The organism is Citrobacter sp. CtB7.12 (assembly GCF_001297795.1).
Lineage (GTDB): Bacteria > Pseudomonadota > Gammaproteobacteria > Enterobacterales > Enterobacteriaceae > Citrobacter_A > Citrobacter_A amalonaticus.
In genome coordinates this window covers 201,005-223,287 of record NZ_LIFT01000002.1, presented here as the reverse complement: position 1 = coordinate 223,287, position 22,283 = coordinate 201,005, and the positions used below count along the sequence as shown (strand labels likewise).

General features: G+C 53.9%; 14 protein-coding genes, 1 tRNA gene and 3 pseudogenes. 13 read left to right on the top strand and 5 right to left on the bottom strand.

Going from position 1 to position 22,283, the window contains the following annotated elements:
• Nucleotides 1-2: 2 nt before the first annotated feature.
• Nucleotides 3-1,385, bottom strand: a complete 1,383-nt coding sequence (locus AOY24_RS02650) for an efflux transporter outer membrane subunit (RefSeq protein WP_054176098.1) — start codon at nt 1,383-1,385, stop codon at nt 3-5.
• 170 nt (nt 1,386-1,555) lie between these two features.
• Here AOY24_RS02650 and cusR point away from each other — a divergent pair, with 170 nt between their 5' ends.
• Together cusR and AOY24_RS02640 are read left to right on the top strand one after the other, a co-directional pair.
• Nucleotides 1,556-2,239 (top strand): copper response regulator transcription factor CusR, encoded by a 684-nt coding sequence (cusR, locus tag AOY24_RS02645; protein WP_044256698.1) that lies wholly within the window; start codon nt 1,556-1,558, stop codon nt 2,237-2,239.
• Nucleotides 2,229-3,668, top strand: a complete 1,440-nt coding sequence (locus AOY24_RS02640; protein ID WP_054176097.1) for a Cu(+)/Ag(+) sensor histidine kinase — start codon at nt 2,229-2,231, stop codon at nt 3,666-3,668. The genes cusR and AOY24_RS02640 overlap by 11 nt, the downstream gene beginning before the upstream one ends.
• Nucleotides 3,669-3,805: 137 nt before the next feature.
• Here AOY24_RS02640 and AOY24_RS25595 read toward each other — a convergent pair.
• Together AOY24_RS25595 and AOY24_RS25315 are read right to left on the bottom strand one after the other, a co-directional pair.
• Nucleotides 3,806-3,898 (bottom strand): annotated as a pseudogene (locus AOY24_RS25595) (DUF4942 domain-containing protein); the annotation flags it as partial.
• 5 nt (nt 3,899-3,903) lie between these two features.
• Nucleotides 3,904-4,059: pseudogene (locus AOY24_RS25315) on the bottom strand (restriction endonuclease subunit M); the annotation flags it as partial.
• A 16-nt stretch (nt 4,060-4,075) separates the two neighbouring features.
• Between AOY24_RS25315 and AOY24_RS02630 the strand changes: the two are divergent.
• From AOY24_RS02630 to hha, 4 genes and pseudogenes are all read left to right on the top strand, one after another.
• Nucleotides 4,076-4,423 (top strand): HAD family hydrolase, encoded by a 348-nt coding sequence (locus AOY24_RS02630; RefSeq protein ID WP_369815257.1) that lies wholly within the window; start codon nt 4,076-4,078, stop codon nt 4,421-4,423.
• A 1,397-nt stretch (nt 4,424-5,820) separates the two neighbouring features.
• A pseudogene (locus tag AOY24_RS25590) lies at nt 5,821-5,952 on the top strand (ESPR domain-containing protein); the annotation flags it as partial.
• A 1,557-nt stretch (nt 5,953-7,509) separates the two neighbouring features.
• The gene (locus AOY24_RS02625; protein ID WP_200906160.1) at nt 7,510-13,743 is read left to right on the top strand and encodes an autotransporter outer membrane beta-barrel domain-containing protein; all 6,234 of its coding nucleotides are present in this window, start codon (nt 7,510-7,512) and stop codon (nt 13,741-13,743) included.
• A gap of 101 nt (nt 13,744-13,844) precedes the next feature.
• Nucleotides 13,845-14,054 carry a hemolysin expression modulator Hha gene (gene hha, locus AOY24_RS02620; protein WP_054176179.1) on the top strand — a complete coding sequence of 70 codons (210 nt, stop codon included), beginning with the start codon at nt 13,845-13,847 and terminating at the stop codon, nt 14,052-14,054.
• A 158-nt stretch (nt 14,055-14,212) separates the two neighbouring features.
• Here hha and AOY24_RS02615 read toward each other — a convergent pair.
• Nucleotides 14,213-14,289 (bottom strand) — tRNA-Arg (locus tag AOY24_RS02615).
• A gap of 243 nt (nt 14,290-14,532) precedes the next feature.
• Between AOY24_RS02615 and folD the strand changes: the two genes are divergently transcribed.
• From folD to AOY24_RS02590, 5 genes are all read left to right on the top strand, one after another.
• Nucleotides 14,533-15,399 carry a bifunctional methylenetetrahydrofolate dehydrogenase/methenyltetrahydrofolate cyclohydrolase FolD gene (folD, locus tag AOY24_RS02610; protein ID WP_043001513.1) on the top strand — a complete coding sequence of 289 codons (867 nt, stop codon included), beginning with the start codon at nt 14,533-14,535 and terminating at the stop codon, nt 15,397-15,399.
• 1 nt (nt 15,400) lies between these two features.
• A complete protein-coding gene (ybcJ, locus tag AOY24_RS02605; protein ID WP_043001514.1) occupies nt 15,401-15,613 on the top strand; it encodes a ribosome-associated protein YbcJ in 213 nt (70 codons plus the stop codon).
• A gap of 263 nt (nt 15,614-15,876) precedes the next feature.
• Nucleotides 15,877-17,376, top strand: coding sequence for a PTS transporter subunit EIIC (locus AOY24_RS02600; RefSeq protein ID WP_043001515.1), 1,500 nt, complete (start codon nt 15,877-15,879; stop codon nt 17,374-17,376).
• Between the two features lie 84 nt (nt 17,377-17,460).
• Nucleotides 17,461-18,477: a Mal regulon transcriptional regulator MalI gene (malI, locus tag AOY24_RS02595; protein ID WP_043001516.1), complete on the top strand. Its 1,017-nt coding sequence runs from the start codon at nt 17,461-17,463 to the stop codon at nt 18,475-18,477.
• Between the two features lie 72 nt (nt 18,478-18,549).
• Nucleotides 18,550-19,074, top strand: a complete 525-nt coding sequence (locus tag AOY24_RS02590; RefSeq protein ID WP_044328451.1) for a metal-dependent hydrolase — start codon at nt 18,550-18,552, stop codon at nt 19,072-19,074.
• A gap of 91 nt (nt 19,075-19,165) precedes the next feature.
• Here the strand turns inward: AOY24_RS02590 and cysS are convergent, their stop codons facing one another.
• Complete coding sequence (gene cysS, locus AOY24_RS02585; RefSeq protein WP_043001518.1) at nt 19,166-20,551, bottom strand: cysteine--tRNA ligase; 1,386 nt, start codon at nt 20,549-20,551, stop codon at nt 19,166-19,168.
• A gap of 174 nt (nt 20,552-20,725) precedes the next feature.
• Here cysS and ppiB point away from each other — a divergent pair, with 174 nt between their 5' ends.
• Together ppiB and lpxH are read left to right on the top strand one after the other, a co-directional pair.
• The gene (ppiB, locus tag AOY24_RS02580) at nt 20,726-21,220 is read left to right on the top strand and encodes a peptidylprolyl isomerase B (RefSeq protein WP_042324369.1); all 495 of its coding nucleotides are present in this window, start codon (nt 20,726-20,728) and stop codon (nt 21,218-21,220) included.
• 2 nt (nt 21,221-21,222) lie between these two features.
• Entirely contained in the window at nt 21,223-21,945 is a 723-nt protein-coding gene (gene lpxH / locus AOY24_RS02575; protein WP_044328452.1) for a UDP-2,3-diacylglucosamine diphosphatase, read from the top strand.
• Nucleotides 21,946-22,283: the final 338 nt, after the last annotated feature.

The window sequence follows — 22,283 nt, the reverse complement described above, 5'->3', positions numbered from 1 at the left end:
GTTTATTCCAGCCAACCACCGCCAAGCGCGGTATAGAGCGTAATTTCGTTAATCTGTCGGGCGTAATTAAGGTCAAGCAGGGTTTGTTGCGTCGCAAATAGCGAACGTTCAGCGTCCAGTACGTTGATATAGCTCACCGCTCCGTTGCGATAGAGCGCTCTCGCACGCTGAAGCGTGATTTGTAGCGAAGTCAGGTATCGCTGCTGACCGCGAATCTGATCGGTAAGGCTCTGGCGTAGCGCCAGCGCGTCGGCAACCTCTTTGAACGCGTTCTGGATCTTCTGCTCATAATTGACCACCGACTGCTGCTGGCGGATCTCAGCCAGATCGAGGTTGGCCTGATTACGTCCGGCGTTGAAGATCGGTAACTCCACTTTCGGAATGAAATTCCACATCCCGCTTGCCGCCGAGAACAGACTGGAGAGATCGCTGCTGCTGCCGGAGATCCCGCTGGTCAGCGTGATGGAGGGGAAAAACGCCGCCCGTGCCGCGCCGATATTGGCGTTTGCCGCCATCAGCGCATGTTCGGCTTCCATGATGTCCGGACGCTGCAACAGGATTTGCGATGACAGCGATGGCGGTAACGTCACGCCGTTGATATCGCCGACATTCTGTCGCGCATCGTCCGGCAGCTTAGCGTAGCTCCCCAGTAACAGCTGCAACGCGTTATTCGCCTGCGCCAGTTCCCCCTGACGCTTCGCGATATCACTGCGGGTACTTTCAATCACGCCACGCGCCTGTTCCAGCGCCAGCACATTAGTACTGCCGGTAACCAGTTGTTTTTCCACCAGCGCATATGCACGCTCATAATTGCTCAGCGTTTCTTGTGCCACCTGAAGCTGCGCGAAGGCCAGACGCTGATTGAACCAGCTCTGTGCAACGTTGGACACCAACAGGATATGCACCGCCCGGCGCGCCTCTTCGCTGGCGAAAAAGGTCTGTCGATCGGCTTCGCTCATATTTTTCAGCCGACCAAAGAAATCCAGATCAACGCTCAGGTTCAGCCCGGCCTCATATTCACGCGTACTGCGGGTGTCGCCTTTCAGTTTCCCGCTCCAGTTTCCGCTGCTTTCCGCATTCAACTGCGGATAGCGATCGGCATCAGTCACCCGATATTGCGCCCTCGCCTCCTGTACTTTCAGCGTCGCCATACGTAAATCGCGATTGTTACGCAGCGCCTCGTCAATCAGCACTTTCACCTGCGGATCGACAAAAAACTGCCGCCAGCCGCTGTCCTGATAACCTGTCGGTGATGTCACCAGTTGGTTCTGACTGAGAGAAAACTGCTGCGGTACCGGAAGCGCCGGGCGCTGATAGTCCGGGGCGAGTGAACATCCTGCCAGCAGTAACGCCATTGAGAGCGTGAGACGCTTAAAATTACGCATAAGCCTGATTTACATGTGGGTTGATATCAGCCACTTTACCTGGCGCTCTCTGTTCAACCCGTGACAGCAAAATGACAAAGCTGTCATTTTCCCAGAATGCGATTGCTATCCGATCTGGCTTCTCTAGAATTGAGAGGCCCCATGACCGTCGCGTGGCGAAGGAGAATGTGTTGAAAATTTTGATCGTCGAAGATGAGAAAAAAACCGGTGAATACCTGACTAAAGGGCTGACGGAAGCGGGCTTTGTTGTCGATCTTGCTGACAACGGTCTGAACGGCTATCACCTGGCGATGACCGGTGATTACGACCTGCTCGTTCTTGATATCATGCTGCCCGACGTCAACGGCTGGGATATCGTCCGGATGCTGCGTGCCGCGAATAAAGGCATGCCGATTCTGCTGCTTACCGCGTTGGGAACCATTGAACATCGGGTAAAAGGGCTGGAATTAGGGGCGGATGATTATCTGGTTAAGCCGTTTGCCTTTGCCGAACTGCTGGCGCGCGTCAGAACCCTGCTACGCCGGGGGGCGGCGGTAATCGTCGAAAGCCAGTTTCAGGTGGCCGATCTGATCGTTGACCTGGTGAGCCGCAAAGTGAGTCGTAGCGGTACCCGCATCACGCTCACCAGCAAAGAATTTACCCTGCTGGAGTTTTTCCTGCGCCACCAGGGAGAAGTATTACCCCGCTCGCTGATTGCCTCTCAGGTGTGGGACATGAATTTTGACAGCGATACCAACGCCATTGACGTGGCCGTGAAGCGCCTGCGCGGCAAAATTGATAACGACTTTGAGCCTAAGCTGATTCAGACCGTGCGTGGCGTGGGATATGTGCTTGAGGTGCCAGATGGTCAGTAAGCGGTTATCCCGCCCTTTTTCGCTGGCGACGCGCCTGACCTTTTTTATCAGCCTCGTGACCATTGCCTCCTTTTTTGCCTTTGCCTGGATCATGATTCAGTCGGTAAAAGTGCATTTTGCCGAACAGGACATCAACGATTTAAGCGAAATCAGCGCCACCCTCGAACGTATCCTTAGCCCCTCCGACGAGCCGGAATCCCGCCGTCTGGAGATCCTGAAAAACGTGGTAGCCGGTTACTCAAACGTCATTATTTCGCTGGAAGATGCTAACCAGCAGGCGCTCTTTCATTCCCCTCATATGCCGGATATCCGCCAGTTTCTTGCCCGCGCCACGGTGGATAAAACCGTTCCGGGCGGCAACGTCTATTTGATTAATGGTCCGTCGATGCAGATGGCAAGCCACGGCACCCATTCCAGCTGGCGCATGATCCGCCTGCCGGTCGGGCCGCTGATCGACGGAAAACCGGCCTATACCCTGTATCTGGCGCTGTCGATCGATTTTCACCTGCATTACATTAACGATTTGAAAAACAAGCTCATCATGACCGCCTCGATCATCAGCATGTTGATCATTTTTATCGTGCTGTTTGCCGTGTATAAAGGCCACGAACCGATCCGCAGCGTCAGCCGACAGATTCAGAACATCACCTCGAAAGATCTCGACGTCCGACTGGATCCCCGGTCGGTGCCTATTGAACTGGAACGGCTGGTGCTCTCGTTTAATCACATGATCGAGCGTATCGAAGACGTTTTTACCCGCCAGTCCAATTTTTCAGCTGATATTGCCCATGAGATCCGTACCCCTATCACCAACCTGGTGACGCAAACAGAAATTGTCCTCAGCCAGCCCCGTAGCCAGAAGGAGCTGGAAGAGGTGCTCTATTCCAACCTCGAAGAATTTAGCCATATGGCGAAAATGGTCAGCGACATGCTGTTTCTGGCGCAGGCCGATAACAACCAGCTGATCCCGGAGAAAAAAACGATCAATCTGGCGGATGAAGTCAGTAAAGTATTCGACTTTTTTGAGGCGCTGGCGGAAGAACGGGAAGTCGGGTTGCATTTTGAAGGGCATCCATGCCTGGTATCCGGCGATTCAGGTATGCTGCGCCGGGCGATCAGCAATCTCCTCTCCAACGCGATGCGCTACACGCCATTGGGCCAGAGCATTACCGTCCAGCTGACAGAGGCGGACGAACAGGTGCACATCATCATTGAAAACCCGGGAACACCTATCCCTGCCGAACATTTACCACGGTTGTTTGATCGCTTTTATCGCGTGGATCCATCCCGCCAGCGTAAAGGCGAAGGCAGCGGCATCGGACTGGCGATCGTGAAATCGATTGTGACCGCACACCACGGAAAAGTGTCGGTGACGTCGGATACAAACATGACCCGGTTTACGTTGAGTTTACCGAAAGAGTGGGTCTGAGATCCTACCGGATTCGAATACAGGCCATATAACCATTGTTATTACAGCATTTTTAGCAGTTCGAAAAACGCCGAAGCCCACAATCGTATTTCGCTAAAAACACCCGTGATTTCGAGCCCGGTTATGGTAACGATGAACTATCGTGCTACCAGTATCCCCGGATAATGCTTAGTGAAAATGTCATTCAGTTTTTCAACAAGTTCTGACCGCTTAAAGGTAATGTGCGCAGTCGTCATTCATTCGCGTTGCCCCAGCCAATGCTGTCGGTGAGTGCAAAAATATCACTGAGCTGATGAATAAGGATTTCTGTCAGGCTCAGCGCAGCATTACGTCCGGTGATGATGCGTTCAATGCTGGTGGAGCAAATCACGTCAGTGTAATCGGTTAACAGGGTCTATTCTGAGCTGATGGGATTAAGTGTGGTCACTAACTGTTCGGCGCGCCTCAGGCGCATTGCTGCGGATCTTATCGGCGTTCCCTTCGATGTCGTCGTGACTTCCGAACAGGCTGATTTTTACAAGCCGCATCCTGAGCCGTATCGTCTGGCGTTGTGTAATACAGGCTTTGTTCCTGCCGAGGCTATATTTGTCGCAGGCTCTGCTTATGACATGCTTGGGACGCAAAAAGTGGGAGTGCCCACGTACTGGCATAACAGGGTTGGGCTGACAGCACCTGCAGGCGCGCCAGAACCTTTCACAGAGCGCGCCACGCTCGACACGTTGTTGCAGGATATTGAATCCCTTGGCCGTTCTTAGGCTTCACCCTTTCTGGTTGCAATAGGGATTATCTCCCTCTCGCGCGGATTCGGACGTGTGCTGCTGGCCTGCAAAGAACGGGATCCGGTGAACCGCACCAGCTTTTTTGTCCGAGGTTTCTGACTTGATGATCCATCCATTTATCTAACGGGATGGAAATGTTCTGGGTTGCAGAGACACGAAACAATGAGAAACGCTTAATACACAAAAAAAATGGGCATGGCATAAGGCTAATTTACTGATACGTCCCCCTTTATCAGGTTATTGTTCAGAAAGAAAAATCTGAATTTTATAAAATTTACCCGGTCAGATTACGAATTACGGCTGCTACCCTCTCGTAACACTGTTTTTTTAACAAATTTTCATATCTAACGAAAAAACAAAAAAACAATAATACAATCATAAAGTTGTGTTTTTTAAATGATATAAAAATGGAGATTATTAAATTATAACAACAACTTAGAAAAATATTATTATATACAATCACTTAAATTAAAATTACAAACCACGCCCATTACTTTTTAGCAAATTGTGCTCTCGGGTGACTACTTCCAGCCTCATCTAATGTTTGTAATATTCTTATTGTCAGATGCAAATATCTCAACCTCAAAAGAGCAAGTGAGTGATATTTCCTGAAAAGACGCCCCTCATTTAAAACGACCACCAGGAATTATATAACTGGTTTGTCCAGCTGCGTTAATATTACTTTTTTAACATTTTAGCGCTGCTTGACTCTCTTTTAACACAGTGCAAAACTGCTATTGGGGAATAGCAAAAGGACAGATCCATAAAACCATTTCAACTGGTAGTGTGTCGATATCATAAACAGAAAAAGAAAATGTCTTTATGATACTTTCTTATTTGTTCCCTTGTTGTTTTATTTTACAGAGGTCGTAGAAATGTAGACCATTCTCCGAGAATGCAGTTTGTCAGCAGACTGCAATACGTAATGAGTAGTTATATTTGCCGACCAGGCACCGTTCAGGTGCCTGTAAGGGCAGTAATGTCATTTCATTACCCCTTATATAAAACCTTAATGTAGGTAATAGGAAATATAACTACCCTCTCTAAGATTATTTTTTTCGTGCTTCAGATATTGAGAGGCACCGGAAGTCTTTTATCGCTCTTACGGAAAAGAAAGCATTCGCTTGAACAACAAAAAAAACATAAAAAATCACCAACGAGTATATAGCATGGAACAACTTAAAATTCGCAATATCAATAATTCTTGGGGGCTGATTTCAGTACCGGAGAATTACTCTGGAAGAGGCAATAATCTCATCCGGACAAATAAAAAGACTGCGCCAATGATGCGTAGTGGTACAGGGAAGGCTCAGTACAGTGACAGAGCCGACACCTGTGTAGTCAGTATTGGCACGGTATAAGAGGTGTCCATTATGAACAAAATTTATCGCGTTATATGGAACAGCACACTGATGCAGTGGGTTGTCACCTCTGAGTTAGGCCGTGGAAAAATTAAACGTGCAGTTAATAAGTCAGTGAAAGCGGCGGGTTTGATGGCTGCAATGTCAGCGGGAGCTTTTGCTGCCACCTGTGATGTTGCCACCTTTAATTGTCAGCTTGGTGCTGCATGGACCCCAACTACAGATAATAACCAGAACGGGGCTGCTGTCATTTCTGACTGGAATACGTGGTCTGTTGCCGGTGTAAACACATGGACAGCAGGAGGCGCCACATTTCAGATAATTTCCACCCTTCAAGAAATTATTGACGCTGGTTATAACGTAACGCTCGGCGGTTCTGCGGTAACGTCATTACCTTATGTCGGAAACAAACTTATTTATCCCGGTTTGACCACCGCAGTGACAGTGTATGATCCTATTACCGCAAGTAACAAAACTGTCATGGTTTACAGTTCTGAGGCATTTAACGAACGGGATGCCTATACCTTTAGTCCAGGTATGAGGTTTGTTTTGCCGAATGCAACCCCCTATATTGATACCCGACTGGCAACGGTCACCAATGGCGTTGCAAATATTGCATTGAATCAGAATGAGTATAACATTGGCGAAGTAAGGGACAGTTCCCTCGTATTTGTTGACGGTACTACAGCAAATAAATCTACTGCTAACTGGGTTTCACAACAGAAAATCCAGGCCAGATTTGTAGATGATTTATCTGGGTATTCGACACCGAGCATAGTAGACATTCAGAGCGACAGTTATTCAGGTACTTTTACCGCGTTTGATGGTACATCACATACTGTCAGTTCCCTGTCGGACTTTAAAGTATGGAATGACTGGCTTGTCAGTAAATTGTCATCAGGAGAATTAGCCTACGCCAGTTATCAGAGTGAACTGCAAAAAGCATACATATCCACCACGCAGTCTTACCAGGTCTCCCAGTCTCCGGATGGATTTGATGTTTCTGTTTATGGAAACCCTGATACAGCGTTCTTCCGTGCAGATGGTCAGAATGCTCTAATTACTATTGCTGAAGGAGGCTCGATCGATGTGAGTGTTAGTAGCACTCCTGCGTTTAAACTTATTCAACTGGATCATAACGCCACATTTATCAATAACGGCACGGCGATGAGCACCAGTAAAATCGCCCAAGTCAATAGTGGTTCATCCTTTATTAACAATGGTTTCTTGAGTCTGGGTGGTAATGTCTTAACTGGTGAATATCAAAATGTTAGTATCCAGGTTGATGGCACTAATAGTCAGTTTAAAAATAGTGCGCAAGGGATATACACTGTATCTCCACGTTATAACTATACGAATAAAGCCCAGAACTCTTATGTATCAGGAATAACGACAACAAACGGTGCCTCCGCTGAAAACGAGGGAATCATTAATACTGGTTACTGGGCGAATTCAATCGACAAGCTCCAGTCCGGTAATGTTTATGTTGCCAGAACGTTCAACGGAACTACATTCGTTAATACCTCGACGGGCCATATCAATTTAGGTTATACCCAGGACGGAAGTAGCAAAGCCTATCTAAATACTGAAAGTGCCGGTATTCGTACCGAATCTGGAGGCAGTGGCGAAAACCAGGGGACGATAACACTTAGTACTACCGCCAATGGTGTTTATGGCCTGTATGCGGTCAATGGAACGACATTGCTGCAAAATAGCGGCGTGATTGACGTTAACAGCAACGGCGGTGACGGTGAATTTGTTCCTTCTGAAAGTATTGGTATTTATTCCCTCAGTAAAACTGCAGGTACCGTAGCCAGCTCAGGTACTATCAACCTAAACGGCGTTAATAATACCGGTATTAAAGCGCTTACCGGCGGTAAAGCTTCTTTATCAGGCGATATTAATATTGCTGGCGGAGCAGATACCTCAACCGGCCTGCGCAACTATGGCGTCTGGTCAGAAGGTAACGGTTCTCAGGTCGATATTTCTGGCCAGATCAATATGAGCGGTGATGGTGCAATAGGTGTTCATGCCCGTGATGGTGGCTCTGTTACGTTATCCGGCAGCGGAGATATTAACTTTGCCGGTGGCACCAACCAACTCGGCTATTATGTCTACGGCCCCACTGCCTCTATCATCAACAACGGCACTGGTGCCCAGAATGTCAGCACCCAGGAATCCGTGCTGTTCCGCGTGGACGGCGGGGCTGACTTCACCGGTGGTGCGGGTGCAGCCTCGGAACTGACTGCCTCTGGTCAGGGGTCAACCACGATTGTTGCCAATGGTAAAGACGCGACCAGCGGCAATGTGTCTGCCTTTAATTCCGGCGGCATGACCCTCAACCTGTCCGGTGAAGACTCCACCGGCGTGCTGGTCCAGGGCGGTGCGCAGGGCAAAATCACTTCGAACGCCATCATCAACATGACTGCCGAAGGCGCAGTGGCGGGGATTGTTGACGGCCAGGGCTATGATATCAACGGTAACGCGCTGGGCACGCCTGTTTCCGGCGTACTGGCCAATGCGGCGCTGGCAGCAGGGGCCGCGGGCTTCGGGACCGGCACCCTGCTGGTCACGGAAGCCGCACTCAACTCCGCGCTGGATGCGGTGACCGGGTTTATTGCCCGTAATGGCGCTGAAATCAGCAACGCCGGCAACATCACCTTCACCGGTGAAGACACCACCGGCCTGCTGGTTGAAGCGGGTGCCCGTGGGGGGAATACCGGCAGCATCACCATCGGTGCAGGCGGCACCGGTATCGTGGCGAAGGATGCAACCGGCACCCACACCACCGTGGTCAACAACTCGGGCAATATTGTGCTTAACGGCGGCGATGTAGCAAACCGTACCACCGGCATCCGTGCCAGCGGCGCACAAACCACCGTGAATATGACCGGCGGCACCGTGACCCTCAACGGCGATGGCGCCATCGGGGTCCGCGCCTCTGACGGGGCGACGGTGAACCTGTCCGGCACCGCCACGCCGGACTTCTCTGAGTCGGCCACCGACCAGATCCTGTTTGCCATTTCCGGTGCTGGCTCCATCATTAATACTGATGTACCGGCCAGTACAATCCTGGATGCATCCGGAACGCGTTCCACCCTGTTCCGTCTCGAAGACGGGGCGACAATGGACGGCGATATCCAGGTGGCGGCCAGCGGCCAGGAAGCGACGGCGCTCTATGCCACCGGCCCCGGAACCCACGCCACGATCGGCAGCGGCAGTGCGCTGGATATCAGCGGCGCAGGCGCCACGGGGGTGATTGCCTCCGGCGAGGCCACCATTGACATCGAAAGCGGTGCCTCGCTTGCCCTGACCGGCACCGGCGCACGCGCCGGGATTGTGGACGGCAACACCTACGGTTCTGACGGTTCGCTGATTTCCACCAACAGTGGGGCAGTACTGAACAACGCGGCCACCATCACCTCTTCGGTCAACGGTGCCACTGCCTTTACCGCGCAGAACAGCGGTACCCTTGATAACAGCGGCGACATTGTCCTCACTGGTACCGGATCAACGGCGGTGAAGGTGCTGGGCGGTGAAGTCGGTAACAGCGGCAATATCACCGCTAACGGTACCGCACTGTATGTCGGTGCCGGTGACCAGGGGCAGGCCTCTTCGGTGACCAACAGCGGAACCGTGCTGGCAACGGACGGGACTGCAGCCATCAACCTGGCCGCCGGGGCGCTGAACCTGGTCGGCAGCGGCGTGGGCACGGTTGAAGCCCGCGGCACGGCTGATGGTGTGCTGGTAAGCACCGGTGCCACCGGGCTTGATGTGAACGGGGCACACATCATCGTTAACGCGGCAGGCGCCACGGGGAACGGTATTGAGAACGCCGCGAACCTGACCGACCTGCAACTGACGAACACCACCATTGACGTGGCGAACGGTGCCGGGGTGCGTACCTCGGTGACCATCGACAAAACCAACAGCGGTCTCATCACCGTCAGCGGTAACGGTGAGGGGATTGCGTTCGAAAATGCCGACGGCAGCGCCACCACCGGTAACCTCGACCTGTCCGGCTCCTCCGGCCTGACCATTAACGTCACCGGCGCGGGCGGTACCGGCATTTATGCCAACACCACCGGCACTGTGGACACGGCGGCGTACGTCACCGTGGGCAACGCGGCGGGCGGCCCTGCCCTGAAACTGGGCAGCGGCGTCACGTCTGCCACCAACCGCGGCATACTGGAATCGGCCAGTGCCACGGCCTCCACGGTTGATACGGCGAATGCCACCACCTTCACCAACGCGGACACCGGGGTGATTACCGCCTCCGCCTCCGGCACACCGACGCTGGCGATGAGCGCGGCGAATGCCACGATGAACAACGCCGGGCTGATTAACGGTGACGTGGTGATGAACGGGGCGAATGCCACGGTGAACAACACCGGCACCGTCACGAACAACATCACCACGAGCACCGGCAATAATGCGGTGACGGTGGATGCGGGTACCGTGGGCGGCAACATTGCGCTCAACGGCAGCGGCACCAACACCGTCCTGCTGACAAACGGCGCGGATGTGAACACCGTCAGCGGCTCTGCGGGTGTGGATACGGTCACCGTACTGGGCAACGGCAACACCTTTAACGCCCTGAACGGTGGCACAGGTAACGCCACGGTAGCCTTTAAAGGGGTGACCGAAGGCTTCACCATGGACGGCACCGGTGCGCGAATCAACAACTACAACCTGGTGAACCTGCGTGAGGCATCCCTGTTCACGCTGGCCAGTGGCTACGCGCTGGGCGGTAAACCGGCAGGCGGGGCGGCGTTTGATATTGATGCCACCTCGGTTCTGGCGGTGAACAGTCCGGCAGCCCGTACCTTCACCAATAAACTGACCGGCACCGGGACCATGGCGGTGGATGCCAGCGGGTCGGCGTTTAACTTTGCCACCACCACCGGCAGTGCCTTTGCCGGGACCGTGGACCTGAGCAATGCGGCCCTGTCGCTTGACGGTGTGAACACCACGGCCATGACGAATGCCACCCTGAACGTGAATACCGGCAGCTTCACCACGGTGGGTGACGGTGAACAGGCGATTGGCGGGCTCAGTTTTGAGGGCGGCAATATGGCCTTTAACGCCACCGCGCCGCATGACATCGTGGCCGCCAGCCATGTGACGGTGAACACGCTGGATGCCTCAGGCAGCGGCACGGTACAGGTGAACATTCCCGACCCGTATGTACCGGAAATAGCGACGGACACCACCTCGTCCCTGATGACCCAGGATGACGCCAACGTTGGTGTACAACTGGTCAGCGCAGCGAACGTCACCGGCAGCGGGGGTAACCTGACACTTGTGGACCAGTACGGCCTCGACATCCCGGCTGCGATGCAGGTCGATATTGCCCAGGGCGGGAACACCGTGGCGAAAGGTACCTACGATTACCGCCTGACCACCGCACCAGGTGACGGCCTGTACGTGAACTACGGCCTGACAGAGCTTGAGTTGCTGCAGGACCAGACCCTGACCCTTGACGGAACCCCGGGGGCCACCGGCGCGGCGGCAGACCAGTCCGCCCGCATCACCGGCAGCGGTAATCTGGCTGTCAGCACCACCGATAGCGACGTGCTGTCGCTGTCGAACAGCAGCAACGATTACACCGGCAGCACCACCGTGGTGGGCGGCACCCTGCGTACCGACGTGGACGGCGCGCTGGGCGACACCGCAAAACTGGCGATTAACAGCGACGCGAAAGCGGACCTGAACGGCACCGCCCAGACCGCAGGCGAGCTGGCCGGCGATGTCAGTTCAGTCCTTGATGTTAACGGCGGCTCGCTGAGCCTGGCAAACGGCGGCTACAGCAATGGCAGCCTGACCGGCAGCGGTAAGCTGAACGTGGACGGCGGCGTGCTGGCCATCGACGGTGCCAACAGCAACCTGAGCGCCACCACCACCATCAGCAGCGGTGCGGAAGTCGTCATCAACGATGCTCAGGGTGCGGGTACCGGGGCCATCGCCGATGAAGGGACCCTGACGCTGGACGGTGCAACCGGCACACTGGCAAATAATATCAGCGGTACTGGTCATGTTGACGCGACTAACACCACAAACGCCGCCGTCACCCGTGACAACAGCGGCTTCAGCGGCCTGTTTAACATTGATGACGGCAGCAACCTGACCGTCAACAAACAGAACCACCTCGGTACCGCATCCGTCAACGATAACGGTCTGCTGACCGTGAACACCGGCAGCGACTGGACACTCAGTAACAGTGTCAGCGGCAGCGGTGACCTGACCAAAGCCGGTACCGGCACCCTGACCCTAACACAGGACGCTGCGGCGTACACCGGCGCCACCGGCATTAACGCCGGTGAACTGGCGCTGGGCAGTGACGCGGACTCCGCCGTGGATATGGCGAGTGGTCTGGTGAACGTGCACAACGGAGGCACCTTCACCGGTTACGGCAGCACCGCCGGGGATGTGAACGTCATGCAGGGCGGTACCATGCAGATGACCGATTTTCTGGTCGGCGGCAGCCTGACCAACAGCGGCTCAGTCCTGCTGACCCGTGAAGACGGAACGCCGGGTAACACCCTGACGGTGAACGGCAACTACACCGGGAACAACGGTCTGCTGGCGCTCAACACCGTACTTGGCGATGACAGCTCAGTGACGGACAAACTGACGGTAGAGGGCGACACGGCTGGCAATACCCGTGTCAGCGTGACCAATACCGGCGGGACCGGTGCACAGACGGTGAACGGTATCGAGGTCATCCAGGTCGACGGCAACTCAGCGGGGAGCTTCGCCCTGACCACCGGGACCGTGGAAGCCGGGGCCTACGTCTATACCCTGGCGAAAGGGGCCGGAGCAGCGGCGAAGAACTGGTACCTGACCAGTAAATGGAAAGACAGCACACCGCCGCAGGATGAGCCAGATCCGATTGACGTTGACCCGTCGGAACCGACACCACCGGTAGTCGATCCGACCGCCCCGGACGCGCTGCGCCCGGAAGCCGGCAGCTATATCAGCAATATCGCGGCAGCCAACACGCTGTTTCACCACCGCCTGCACGACCGTCTCGGTGAACCGCAGTACACCGATGCGCTGTATAACGGTGAGGAGAACGTCAGCAGCATGTGGATGCGCCACGTCGGCGGTCACGAACGTTCATCTTCCGGTGACGGCCAGCTGCAAACACAGAGCAACCGCTATGTGCTGCAGATTGGTGGCGACATCGCGCAGTGGAGTTCTGACGGACTGGACCGCTGGCACCTGGGCGTGATGGGCGGCTATGCGAACGAGCACAGCAACACCCGCAGCGACCGTGTTGGCTACGGCTCTGACGGACGCGTCAGCGGCTACAGCGCCGGTCTGTACGGCACCTGGTACCAGAACGATGCGGACAAAACCGGCATGTATGTGGACAGTTGGATGCTGTACAACTGGTTTGACAGCAGCGTGGAATCAGACCACCGGGACAGCGACAGCTACAAATCGAAAGGTCTGACCGCATCCGTCGAAGCGGGTTATACCCTGAAAGCCGGAGAGTTTTACGGCAGCGAGGGCACACTGAACACCTGGTATGTGCAGCCGCAGGCGCAGGTCACCTGGATGGGCGTGAAAGATGATGCGCATCGCCGTAAAGACGGAACCCGCATCGAAACGCAGGGCGACGGCAATATTCAGACTCGCCTCGGGGTGAGAACGTATCTGAGCAGTCACCACAAAATGGATGACGGTAAACAGCGTACCTTCCAGCCATTCGTGGAAGTGAACTGGATCCACAATACGGAAACCTGGGGCGTGAAGATGGACGGGACAAAAGTCAGCCGCGATGGCGCGCGTAATCTGGGCGAAGTCCGCACCGGGGTGGAAGGCAAGCTGAACGACCATCTGAGCGTGTGGGGCAACGTGGGTGTGCAGATGGGCGATAAAGGCTACAGTGATACCCAGGGCATGGTGGGGGTAAAATACAGCTGGTAAGTCATGTGTCTGAAATAGGCGGAGCCGGGAAACCCGGCTCCGTTTTTCGTGAAATCACCGGAGCCGTAATCAGGAATATGCATTTATCAGGAAGAGAGATGATGTCAAAAACAAAGCAGGAATGGCTTTTCCAGTTAAGGAAATGTACCTGTCAGGCGACGCTGGATAAAGTCATCGAAAAAAATAACGATGAACTGGCAGAAGATGAACTGGCGAATTTTTACGCAGCAGCCGACCACCGACTGGCGGAGATAATAACGAACACCCTGTATGACAAAGTGCCGGCAGCCGTATGGTCGCTGGTTCGTTAAAAAAGAGGTGGTTTTTTTATATCTTCCGGGCATCCTCTCGCTTCAAGCGAGCCTCATCCAGAGATATATCAGGATTAACACCGACAGGGAATTTTTTCTCATTTCAGGGAATATAACGGATAAAAAGCGAATTCAGTAGAGGTGTATTGACTTCGAAATGGCGCCCCCTACAGGATTCGAACCTGTGACCGACGGCTTAGAAGGCCGTTGCTCTATCCAGCTGAGCTAAGGGAGCATTGAACTGTAATGCGGACTGACACAAAACTGGTCGGTATTATACGTTCACAACCTTAGCGGTCAATGGCTTTCCTCTCAACTGCTTGAGTTATGAGCATCCCGTCTGTTTGCAGGGCAAATCCCCTTCAGATAACCCTCTAAAACAACGCCAATAGTAAGCGGTAACTGACAACCGCCTTCACTTCTGACAAAATAGCGCCATCCCCTTTGACGTGAAGTAACAGATGGAATCCTCTCTCTGATGGCAGCAAAGATTATTGACGGTAAAACGATTGCGCAGCAGGTGCGCTCTGAGGTTGCTCAAAAAGTTCAGGCGCGTATTGAGGCCGGGCGTCGAGCCCCTGGCCTGGCGGTAGTGCTGGTAGGCAGCAACCCGGCTTCGCAGATTTATGTGGCAAGCAAGCGTAAAGCCTGTGACGAAGTGGGATTCGTCTCCCGCTCGTATGACCTGCCGGAAACCACCAGCGAGGCGGAACTGCTTGAGCTGATTGATACGCTCAACGCCGACAACACTATCGACGGTATTCTGGTGCAGTTGCCACTTCCGGCAGGCATCGATAATGTCAAAGTGCTGGAACGAATTGATCCGGATAAAGACGTGGACGGTTTCCATCCTTACAACGTCGGTCGCCTGTGCCAGCGCGCCCCGCGTTTGCGCCCCTGCACGCCGCGCGGGATTGTCACCCTGCTCGAACGTTACAACATCGATCTCTATGGTCTGAATGCGGTCGTGATCGGTGCCTCTAACATCGTGGGTCGTCCCATGAGTATGGAACTGCTACTGGCCGGTTGTACCACTACGGTGACCCACCGTTTCACCAAAAATCTGCGTCATCACGTTGAGCATGCCGATCTGCTGATCGTTGCCGTCGGGAAACCGGGCTTTATTCCAGGTGAGTGGATCAAAGAAGGCGCGATCGTGGTTGATGTCGGCATCAACCGTCTGGAAAATGGAAAAGTCGTCGGCGACGTGGTATTTGAAGACGCTGCCGCACGTGCCTCGTACATTACGCCCGTACCGGGCGGCGTGGGGCCAATGACGGTCGCCACACTTATCGAAAACACGCTACAGGCGTGCGTTGAATATCACGATCCTCAGGACAATTAATATGGCAACCTTTTCTTTAGGCAAGCATCCTCACGTTGAACTGTGCGATTTGCTGAAACTGGAAGGCTGGAGTGAAAGCGGCGCCCAGGCGAAAATGGCGATTGCCGAAGGTCAGGTAAAAGTTGACGGCGCGGTAGAAACCCGCAAGCGCTGTAAAATCGTGGCCGGCCAAACCGTGAGTTTTGCCGGACAGACCATCACCGTAACAGCCTGAGCGGTCTGACACCTCAACCCGATCTCTCTTTCGGAGATGTCGGGTTGAGGCTCCCCTTCTCCTCCCCTATCACCCTAGGACCATAGCGGTTAATTATCGATCAACTTCAAAGAATCACGATTTCATTTGATGAAGCGTGAAATTTCAGTTGCGCAAAATCCACGCCTTCATCACGATAAGTAGAACGTTCTACTATAACGTTCTACTATAACGTTCTACTTACAATAACAGCGTCAATAAAAACGCTACTCGGGGGAATCAGCATGAGTCTGATATCAGGGTTTGTTAAATCGTTGTCTAAATTATCAATGATTGGTCGCGCTTTAATGCTGCCAATTTCACTACTTCCTGCTGCGGGCCTGCTGCTGGCCTTCGGAGATAAATTCCATCTGCCGCTGATGATGAACGCAGGCGGCGTTATCTTTGATAACCTGCCGATGTTGTTTGCTATCGGCTCTGCCGTCGGTCTCGCTTCAGAATCGGGTATTGCCGCGCTGTCGGCGGCGGTCTCCGTGTTTGTCACCAATATCACCATCAGTACGGTGCTGAGCATCACGCCGGAGATGGCCTCCCAGGGCGGCAAATACGCGATGGTGGTCGGAATCCCGACCCTGCAGATGGGCGTCTTTGGCGGTCTGATCTGCGGTATTCTCGCCGCCTGGTGTTACAACCGCTTTCACACCATGCAGTTGCCGGAATTCCTCGGTTTCTTCTCTGGTAAACGTTTTGTGGCCATCGCCACCGCGTTTCTCTCCTTCGTACTCGGTCTGCTGCTGCCCTACGTCTGGCAACATATTCAGTCCGGTATCGATGCGCTCTCGGTGGTGGTTAACGGCGATAATCAAGCGGTCTCAACCTTTATCTTTGGCCTGGTTGAACGCGCGCTGATCCCGCTCGGTTTACATCACATCTGGTATCCCTCTTTCTGGTATTCCTTTGGAGATTACACCACTCAGGCCGGCCAGGTGATCCACGGCGATCAGACCATCTGGTTCAAAATGCTGGAGGAAGGGGTCAAATCCTTCAGTAGCGATACCTATCAAAACGCCGGTAAGTTTATGCAGGGCGAGTTCCCACTGATGCTGTTCGCGCTGCCTGCGGCATGTCTGGCGATGTATCACGAAGCACACACGAAGAATAAGAAAATTGCCGCCGGTATTCTGTTCTCGGCGGCACTCACCTGCTTCCTGACAGGGATCACCGAGCCGGTTGAGTTCACCTTTATCTTCGTGGCACCGATTCTGTACGTCTTCAACGCCGTGATGGCGGGTCTGGCCTATATGACCATGTACCTGCTGCATGCGCATATTGCCAAATCGTTCTCCGCCGGTTTCATCGACTACCTGTCGTTTGGCATTCTGCCGTCCTTCAATGGTTATCAGACCAACTTCCTGAACGCCATTATCATCGGTGTGCCGATGGCGCTGATTTACTACTTTACCTTCCGCTTTGTCATTCGCCGTTTCGATATCAAAACGCCAGGTCGAACCGAAGTGACCGCCAATGCCAACGACAAGACGGATACGGAAATTGCCACTGAAATCATCGGCCTGCTGGGCGGTGCGCAAAATATCGACTCCGTCGGCTCCTGCATCACCCGTCTGCGTCTGGAAGTGGCGAAAAGCGACGTGGTCGATAAAGACGGTCTCAACGGCCTCGGCGCGCGCGGCGTGGTCTTTGTCGGCGACAACGGTATCCAGGTGATTTTCGGTGCCAGAGCACAGTTTATCGCCCAGACCATGTCCACGATGATCGGCAAATAATAAGATGTCTGAGTGACACGTCTCCTGTACGCTGGGAGACGTTGTTGTATCAGGCTGATAACCGGTAATTTTCAGGGAGCGATTTTGAAGAAAGTCAGCATTATTGATGTGGCAAAGCTGGCGGGCGTTTCGGTCTCAACCGTTTCGCTGGTGTTACGCCAGAAAGGGAAAATCTCAGAGGCAACCATTGAGAAGGTTCATGCCGCCATCAATACGCTTGGCTATGTCCATAACATCGCCGCGGCGAATCTTCGCGCTAACACCTCTAATTTGATCGGCCTGATCCTGCGCGATTTTAGCGACAGCTTTTCCATCAAGGTAATGGCAAGCATTGTTCAGGAACTGGAAAAAAACGGTTTTATGGTTTTTCTCGGCCAACCGCTTAACGATGGCGATCACCTGGAGCGCTGTCTGCTGTCGTTTAAGCAGCAGGGCGTCGCCGGGGTGATTTACCTCGCCTCTGATAATCGCGCCTCAACATTGCCAGAGAAAATCCGCCACTGCCCGCTACCGCTGGTGGTGGTGTCTCAGTCGCTGCTGGAAGACAAATGCGATCTGGTGATGCGCGATAATCGCCAGGCCGCGAATCTGGCGACCCGCTACCTCATCGAGCGCGGGCACCGTAATATCGCCTATATCGGCGGTCAGGAAGGCTGCCACATTCGTGAGCAACGACTGCTGGGTTTTCGCAGCGCGATGACGCAGAACGGCCTGGTGTATCGCGAAGAGTCCGCACCAGCCTGTAGTGACGACACTCAGGCGGCGGGGCTCGCCACACGCCAGTTACTGGAAAAAAACAACACCTTCACCGCCCTGCTTTGCCATTCTCCCGCCGCGATGATTGGCTCGTTCTCCGGCATTCATCAGGTTGGGCGCACGGTCGGGAAAGATGTTTTCCTCACGCAACAGGTTGCCCTGATTGGGTTCGAAGACATGCTCCACGTGAATCTGACCTCGCCGTCATTGACCTATGTTTCATCCGCCAGTGAAGAGACCGGACGCCAGGCGGCAGTCCTTATGATGCGCAAACTGAAAGAGCCGGCGCTACAAATCCAGCGCATTACCCTTTCCGGTCAACTGGTCGTGCGCGAATCGGCGTAAATTCGGAATTCACCCGCCTCCTCTCCCCGCTTGCCACTGCTATATTGCTATGATTTGCCAGGGATAATGACAATGCCTACCGTTATCACGCACGCCGCCGTCCCGATTTGCCTTGGGCTGGGTCTGGGACTGAAAGTCATTCCTCCACGTTTACTGTTTGCCGGGATCGCGCTGGCAATGCTACCGGATGCCGACGTCCTTTCATTCAAACTCGGCGTGTCCTACGGGAACGTGTTCGGACACCGAGGGTTTACCCATTCGCTACTGTTTGCGTTGGTGGTTCCGCTGCTCTGCGTGTGGATGGGGCGGCGATGGTTTAAAGCCGGGTTAATGCGCTGCTGGTTGTTTTTGACGGTTTCGCTGCTGTCGCACAGTCTGCTGGACGCAATCACTACCGGCGGCAAAGGAGTTGGCTGGCTGTGGCCGTGGTCGGACGAGCGCTTTTTCGCACCATGGCAGGTGATAAAAGTCGCGCCGTTTGCCCTGTCGCGCTACACCACGCCGTATGGGCATCAGGTGATTATGTCCGAGTTACTGTGGGTGTGGTTGCCGGGTGTACTGCTGATGGGGATGCTGCGGTGGTACCGGAAGCATTGAATTGCCGGATAACGACGCAAAACGTTTTATCCGGCACGGCTCAGGTATGTTGTCGACCGGATAAGGCGTTAGCCGCCATCCGGCAAGAACGTTACTTACGACGCCAGGTCGTCCCCTGCGGGCCATCTTCCAGCACGATGCCCATTTCGTTCAGACGGTCACGCGCCGCATCCGCCGCCGCCCAGTCTTTGGCTTTACGAGCATCCAGGCGCTGTTGAATCAGCGCTTCAATTTCCGCGACTTCACCGTCATCCGCCTGCGCACCGCTTTGCAGAAACGCTTCCGGATCCTGCTCCAGCAGTCCCAGCACGCCAGAAATCTTACGCAGATGTGAGGCCATCGCGTTCGCGGCGGCCATGTCTTCGCCTTTCAGACGATTCACTTCGCGCGCCATGTCGAACAGTACGGAATAGGCTTCCGGGGTGTTGAAATCGTCATTCATCGCCTCAACAAAGCGCGCTTCAAACGCCTCGCCACCGGCTGGCGCGACCGACGTATCCGTCCCGCGCAGCGCGGTGTACAAGCGCTCCAGCGCAGAACGCGCCTGCTTCAGGTTCTCTTCACTGTAGTTCAACTGGCTGCGATAGTGGCCGGACATCAGGAAGTAGCGCACGGTTTCCGCGTCGTAATACTTCAGCACGTCGCGTACGGTAAAGAAGTTACCCAGCGATTTGGACATCTTTTCGCGGTCAACCATCACCATCCCGGAGTGCATCCAGTAATTCACGTACTCACCGTCATGCGCACAGGTGGACTGGGCAATTTCGTTTTCGTGGTGCGGGAACATCAGATCAGAACCGCCGCCGTGGATATCAAAGTGATTACCCAGCTGTTTGCAATTCATCGCGGAACATTCAATATGCCAGCCAGGACGGCCTGCGCCCCACGGTGACGGCCAGCTCGGCTCGCCCTCTTTGGACATTTTCCACAGCACGAAGTCCATCGGGTTACGTTTCACATCGACCACATCCACGCGCGCGCCGGCCTGCAGTTGATCCAGATCCTGGCGCGACAATTGACCGTAGTTTGGGTCGGTCGGGACATCGAACATCACGTCGCCATTGTCCGCCACATAGGCGTGACCTTTGGCAATCAGCTGTTCAGTGATTTCAATGATTTCAGCGATATGGTGAGTCGCGCGCGGCTCCAGATCCGGACGCAGAATATTTAGCGCATCAAAGTCGTTGTGCATTTCGGCGATCATACGATCCACCAGCGCGACAAAGCTTTCGCCGTTTTCATTTGCGCGTTTAATGATTTTATCGTCAATATCGGTGATGTTACGCACGTACTTCAGCTTGTAGCCCAGAAAGCGCAGATAGCGCGCCACCACGTCAAACGCCACAAACGTACGGCCATGACCAATATGACAGAGATCGTAAACGGTAATACCACACACGTACATGCCGACTTCCCCGGCATGAATGGGTTTGAATTCCTCTTTTTGGCGCGTCAGTGTATTAAAGATTTTTAACATCGAAGATTCCGTGTAAGACGTGTGTGGATAACAAAGTCTGTATAATACCCATAATTCGGACGGGAAGCAGCACACTTTGCGAGGTGATCGCAGCGTGCGGTTATGCTATAACACCTCCCTAACTCTGACCCTTAGTTGGGTTAAAGCACTACTATATCGGAACAGGATGCAAAAATGGTTACTTTCCACACTAATCACGGCGATATCGTAATCAAAACGTTTGATGATAAAGCGCCTGAAACAGTTAAAAACTTCCTGGACTACTGCCGCGAAGGTTTTTACAACAACACCATTTTCCACCGTGTGATCAATGGTTTTATGATTCAGGGCGGCGGTTTTGAGCCTGGCATGAAACAGAAAGCCACCAAAGACGCTATCAAAAACGAAGCCAACAACGGTCTGAAAAACACCCGTGGTACGCTGGCAATGGCGCGTACTCAGGCTCCGCACTCCGCAACGGCGCAGTTCTTCATCAACGTTGCCGACAACGACTTCCTGAACTTCTCCGCCGAAAGCATGCAGGGCTGGGGCTACTGCGTCTTTGCGGAAGTGGTTGAAGGGATGGACGTGGTTGACAAAATCAAGGGCGTTTCTACCGGTCGCAGCGGCATGCACCAGGACGTACCGAAAGAAGACGTCATTATCGAAAACGTGACCGTCAGCGAGTAATCGTGACGACACTGTTTATTGCAGATCTTCATCTCTGCACGGAAGAACCGGCGATCACCGCCGGTTTTCTGCGTTTTTTAGCGGGTGAAGCCCGTCAGGCTGACGCCCTGTATATCCTGGGCGACCTGTTCGAAGCGTGGATTGGCGATGACGATCCCAACCCGTTACATCGTGAAATCGCCACCGCCATTAAAGCGGTTGTTGATTCCGGCGTCCCCTGTTTCTTCATCCACGGTAATCGTGACTTCCTGATTGGCAAACGCTTCGCCTGCGAAAGCGGCATGACGTTGCTCCCCGAGGAAAAAGTACTCAATCTGTACGGTCGCCGGGTGCTTATCCTGCACGGCGATACGCTGTGCACCGATGACGCGGGTTATCAGGCATTTCGCGCAAAAGTCCATCAACGCTGGCTGCAAACGCTGTTCCTCGCCCTGCCGCTGTGTATTCGCAAACGCGTGGCTGCCCGAATGCGTGCCGACAGTAAAGCCGCTAACCGCAGCAAATCGCTGGAAATCATGGACGTCAACCCACATGCGGTGATCGCGGAGATGGAAAAACATCATGTCCAGTGGCTGATTCACGGCCATACTCACCGTCCTGATGTCCACCCGCTCACGGCTAATGGCGAACCCGCCTTTCGCGTCGTGTTAGGTGCCTGGCATACGGAAGGATCGATGGTTAAAGTCACGCCGGACGATGTGGAACTGATCGCTTTCCCGTTTTGAGAAAAAGCCCCCTCATTATTGACTGGAATACTCGCGATGATCATTAGTGCCAGCCGTCGCACCGATATACCCGCTTTCAACAGTGAGTGGATGTCAATATTGCTACGCGACTTACAATCAACATCAAGCCAACAGCAATTTCAAAACGCATGATCCACAGAGTCCCTTTTTGTCAGGGGGCACAGAGGGGGTTGATCCGCTTCTGTTAGAACCGGTACGTTTCCAGCGAAATCTCTTTTGACATCGCAGGAAGCCTTAAAATCCAGCTACGCAACCGTTTTCCTTGGCGTTGTATCGTGCTATTCTCTGTGGCCTCAAAAGCAGCGTGTCCCGCACCA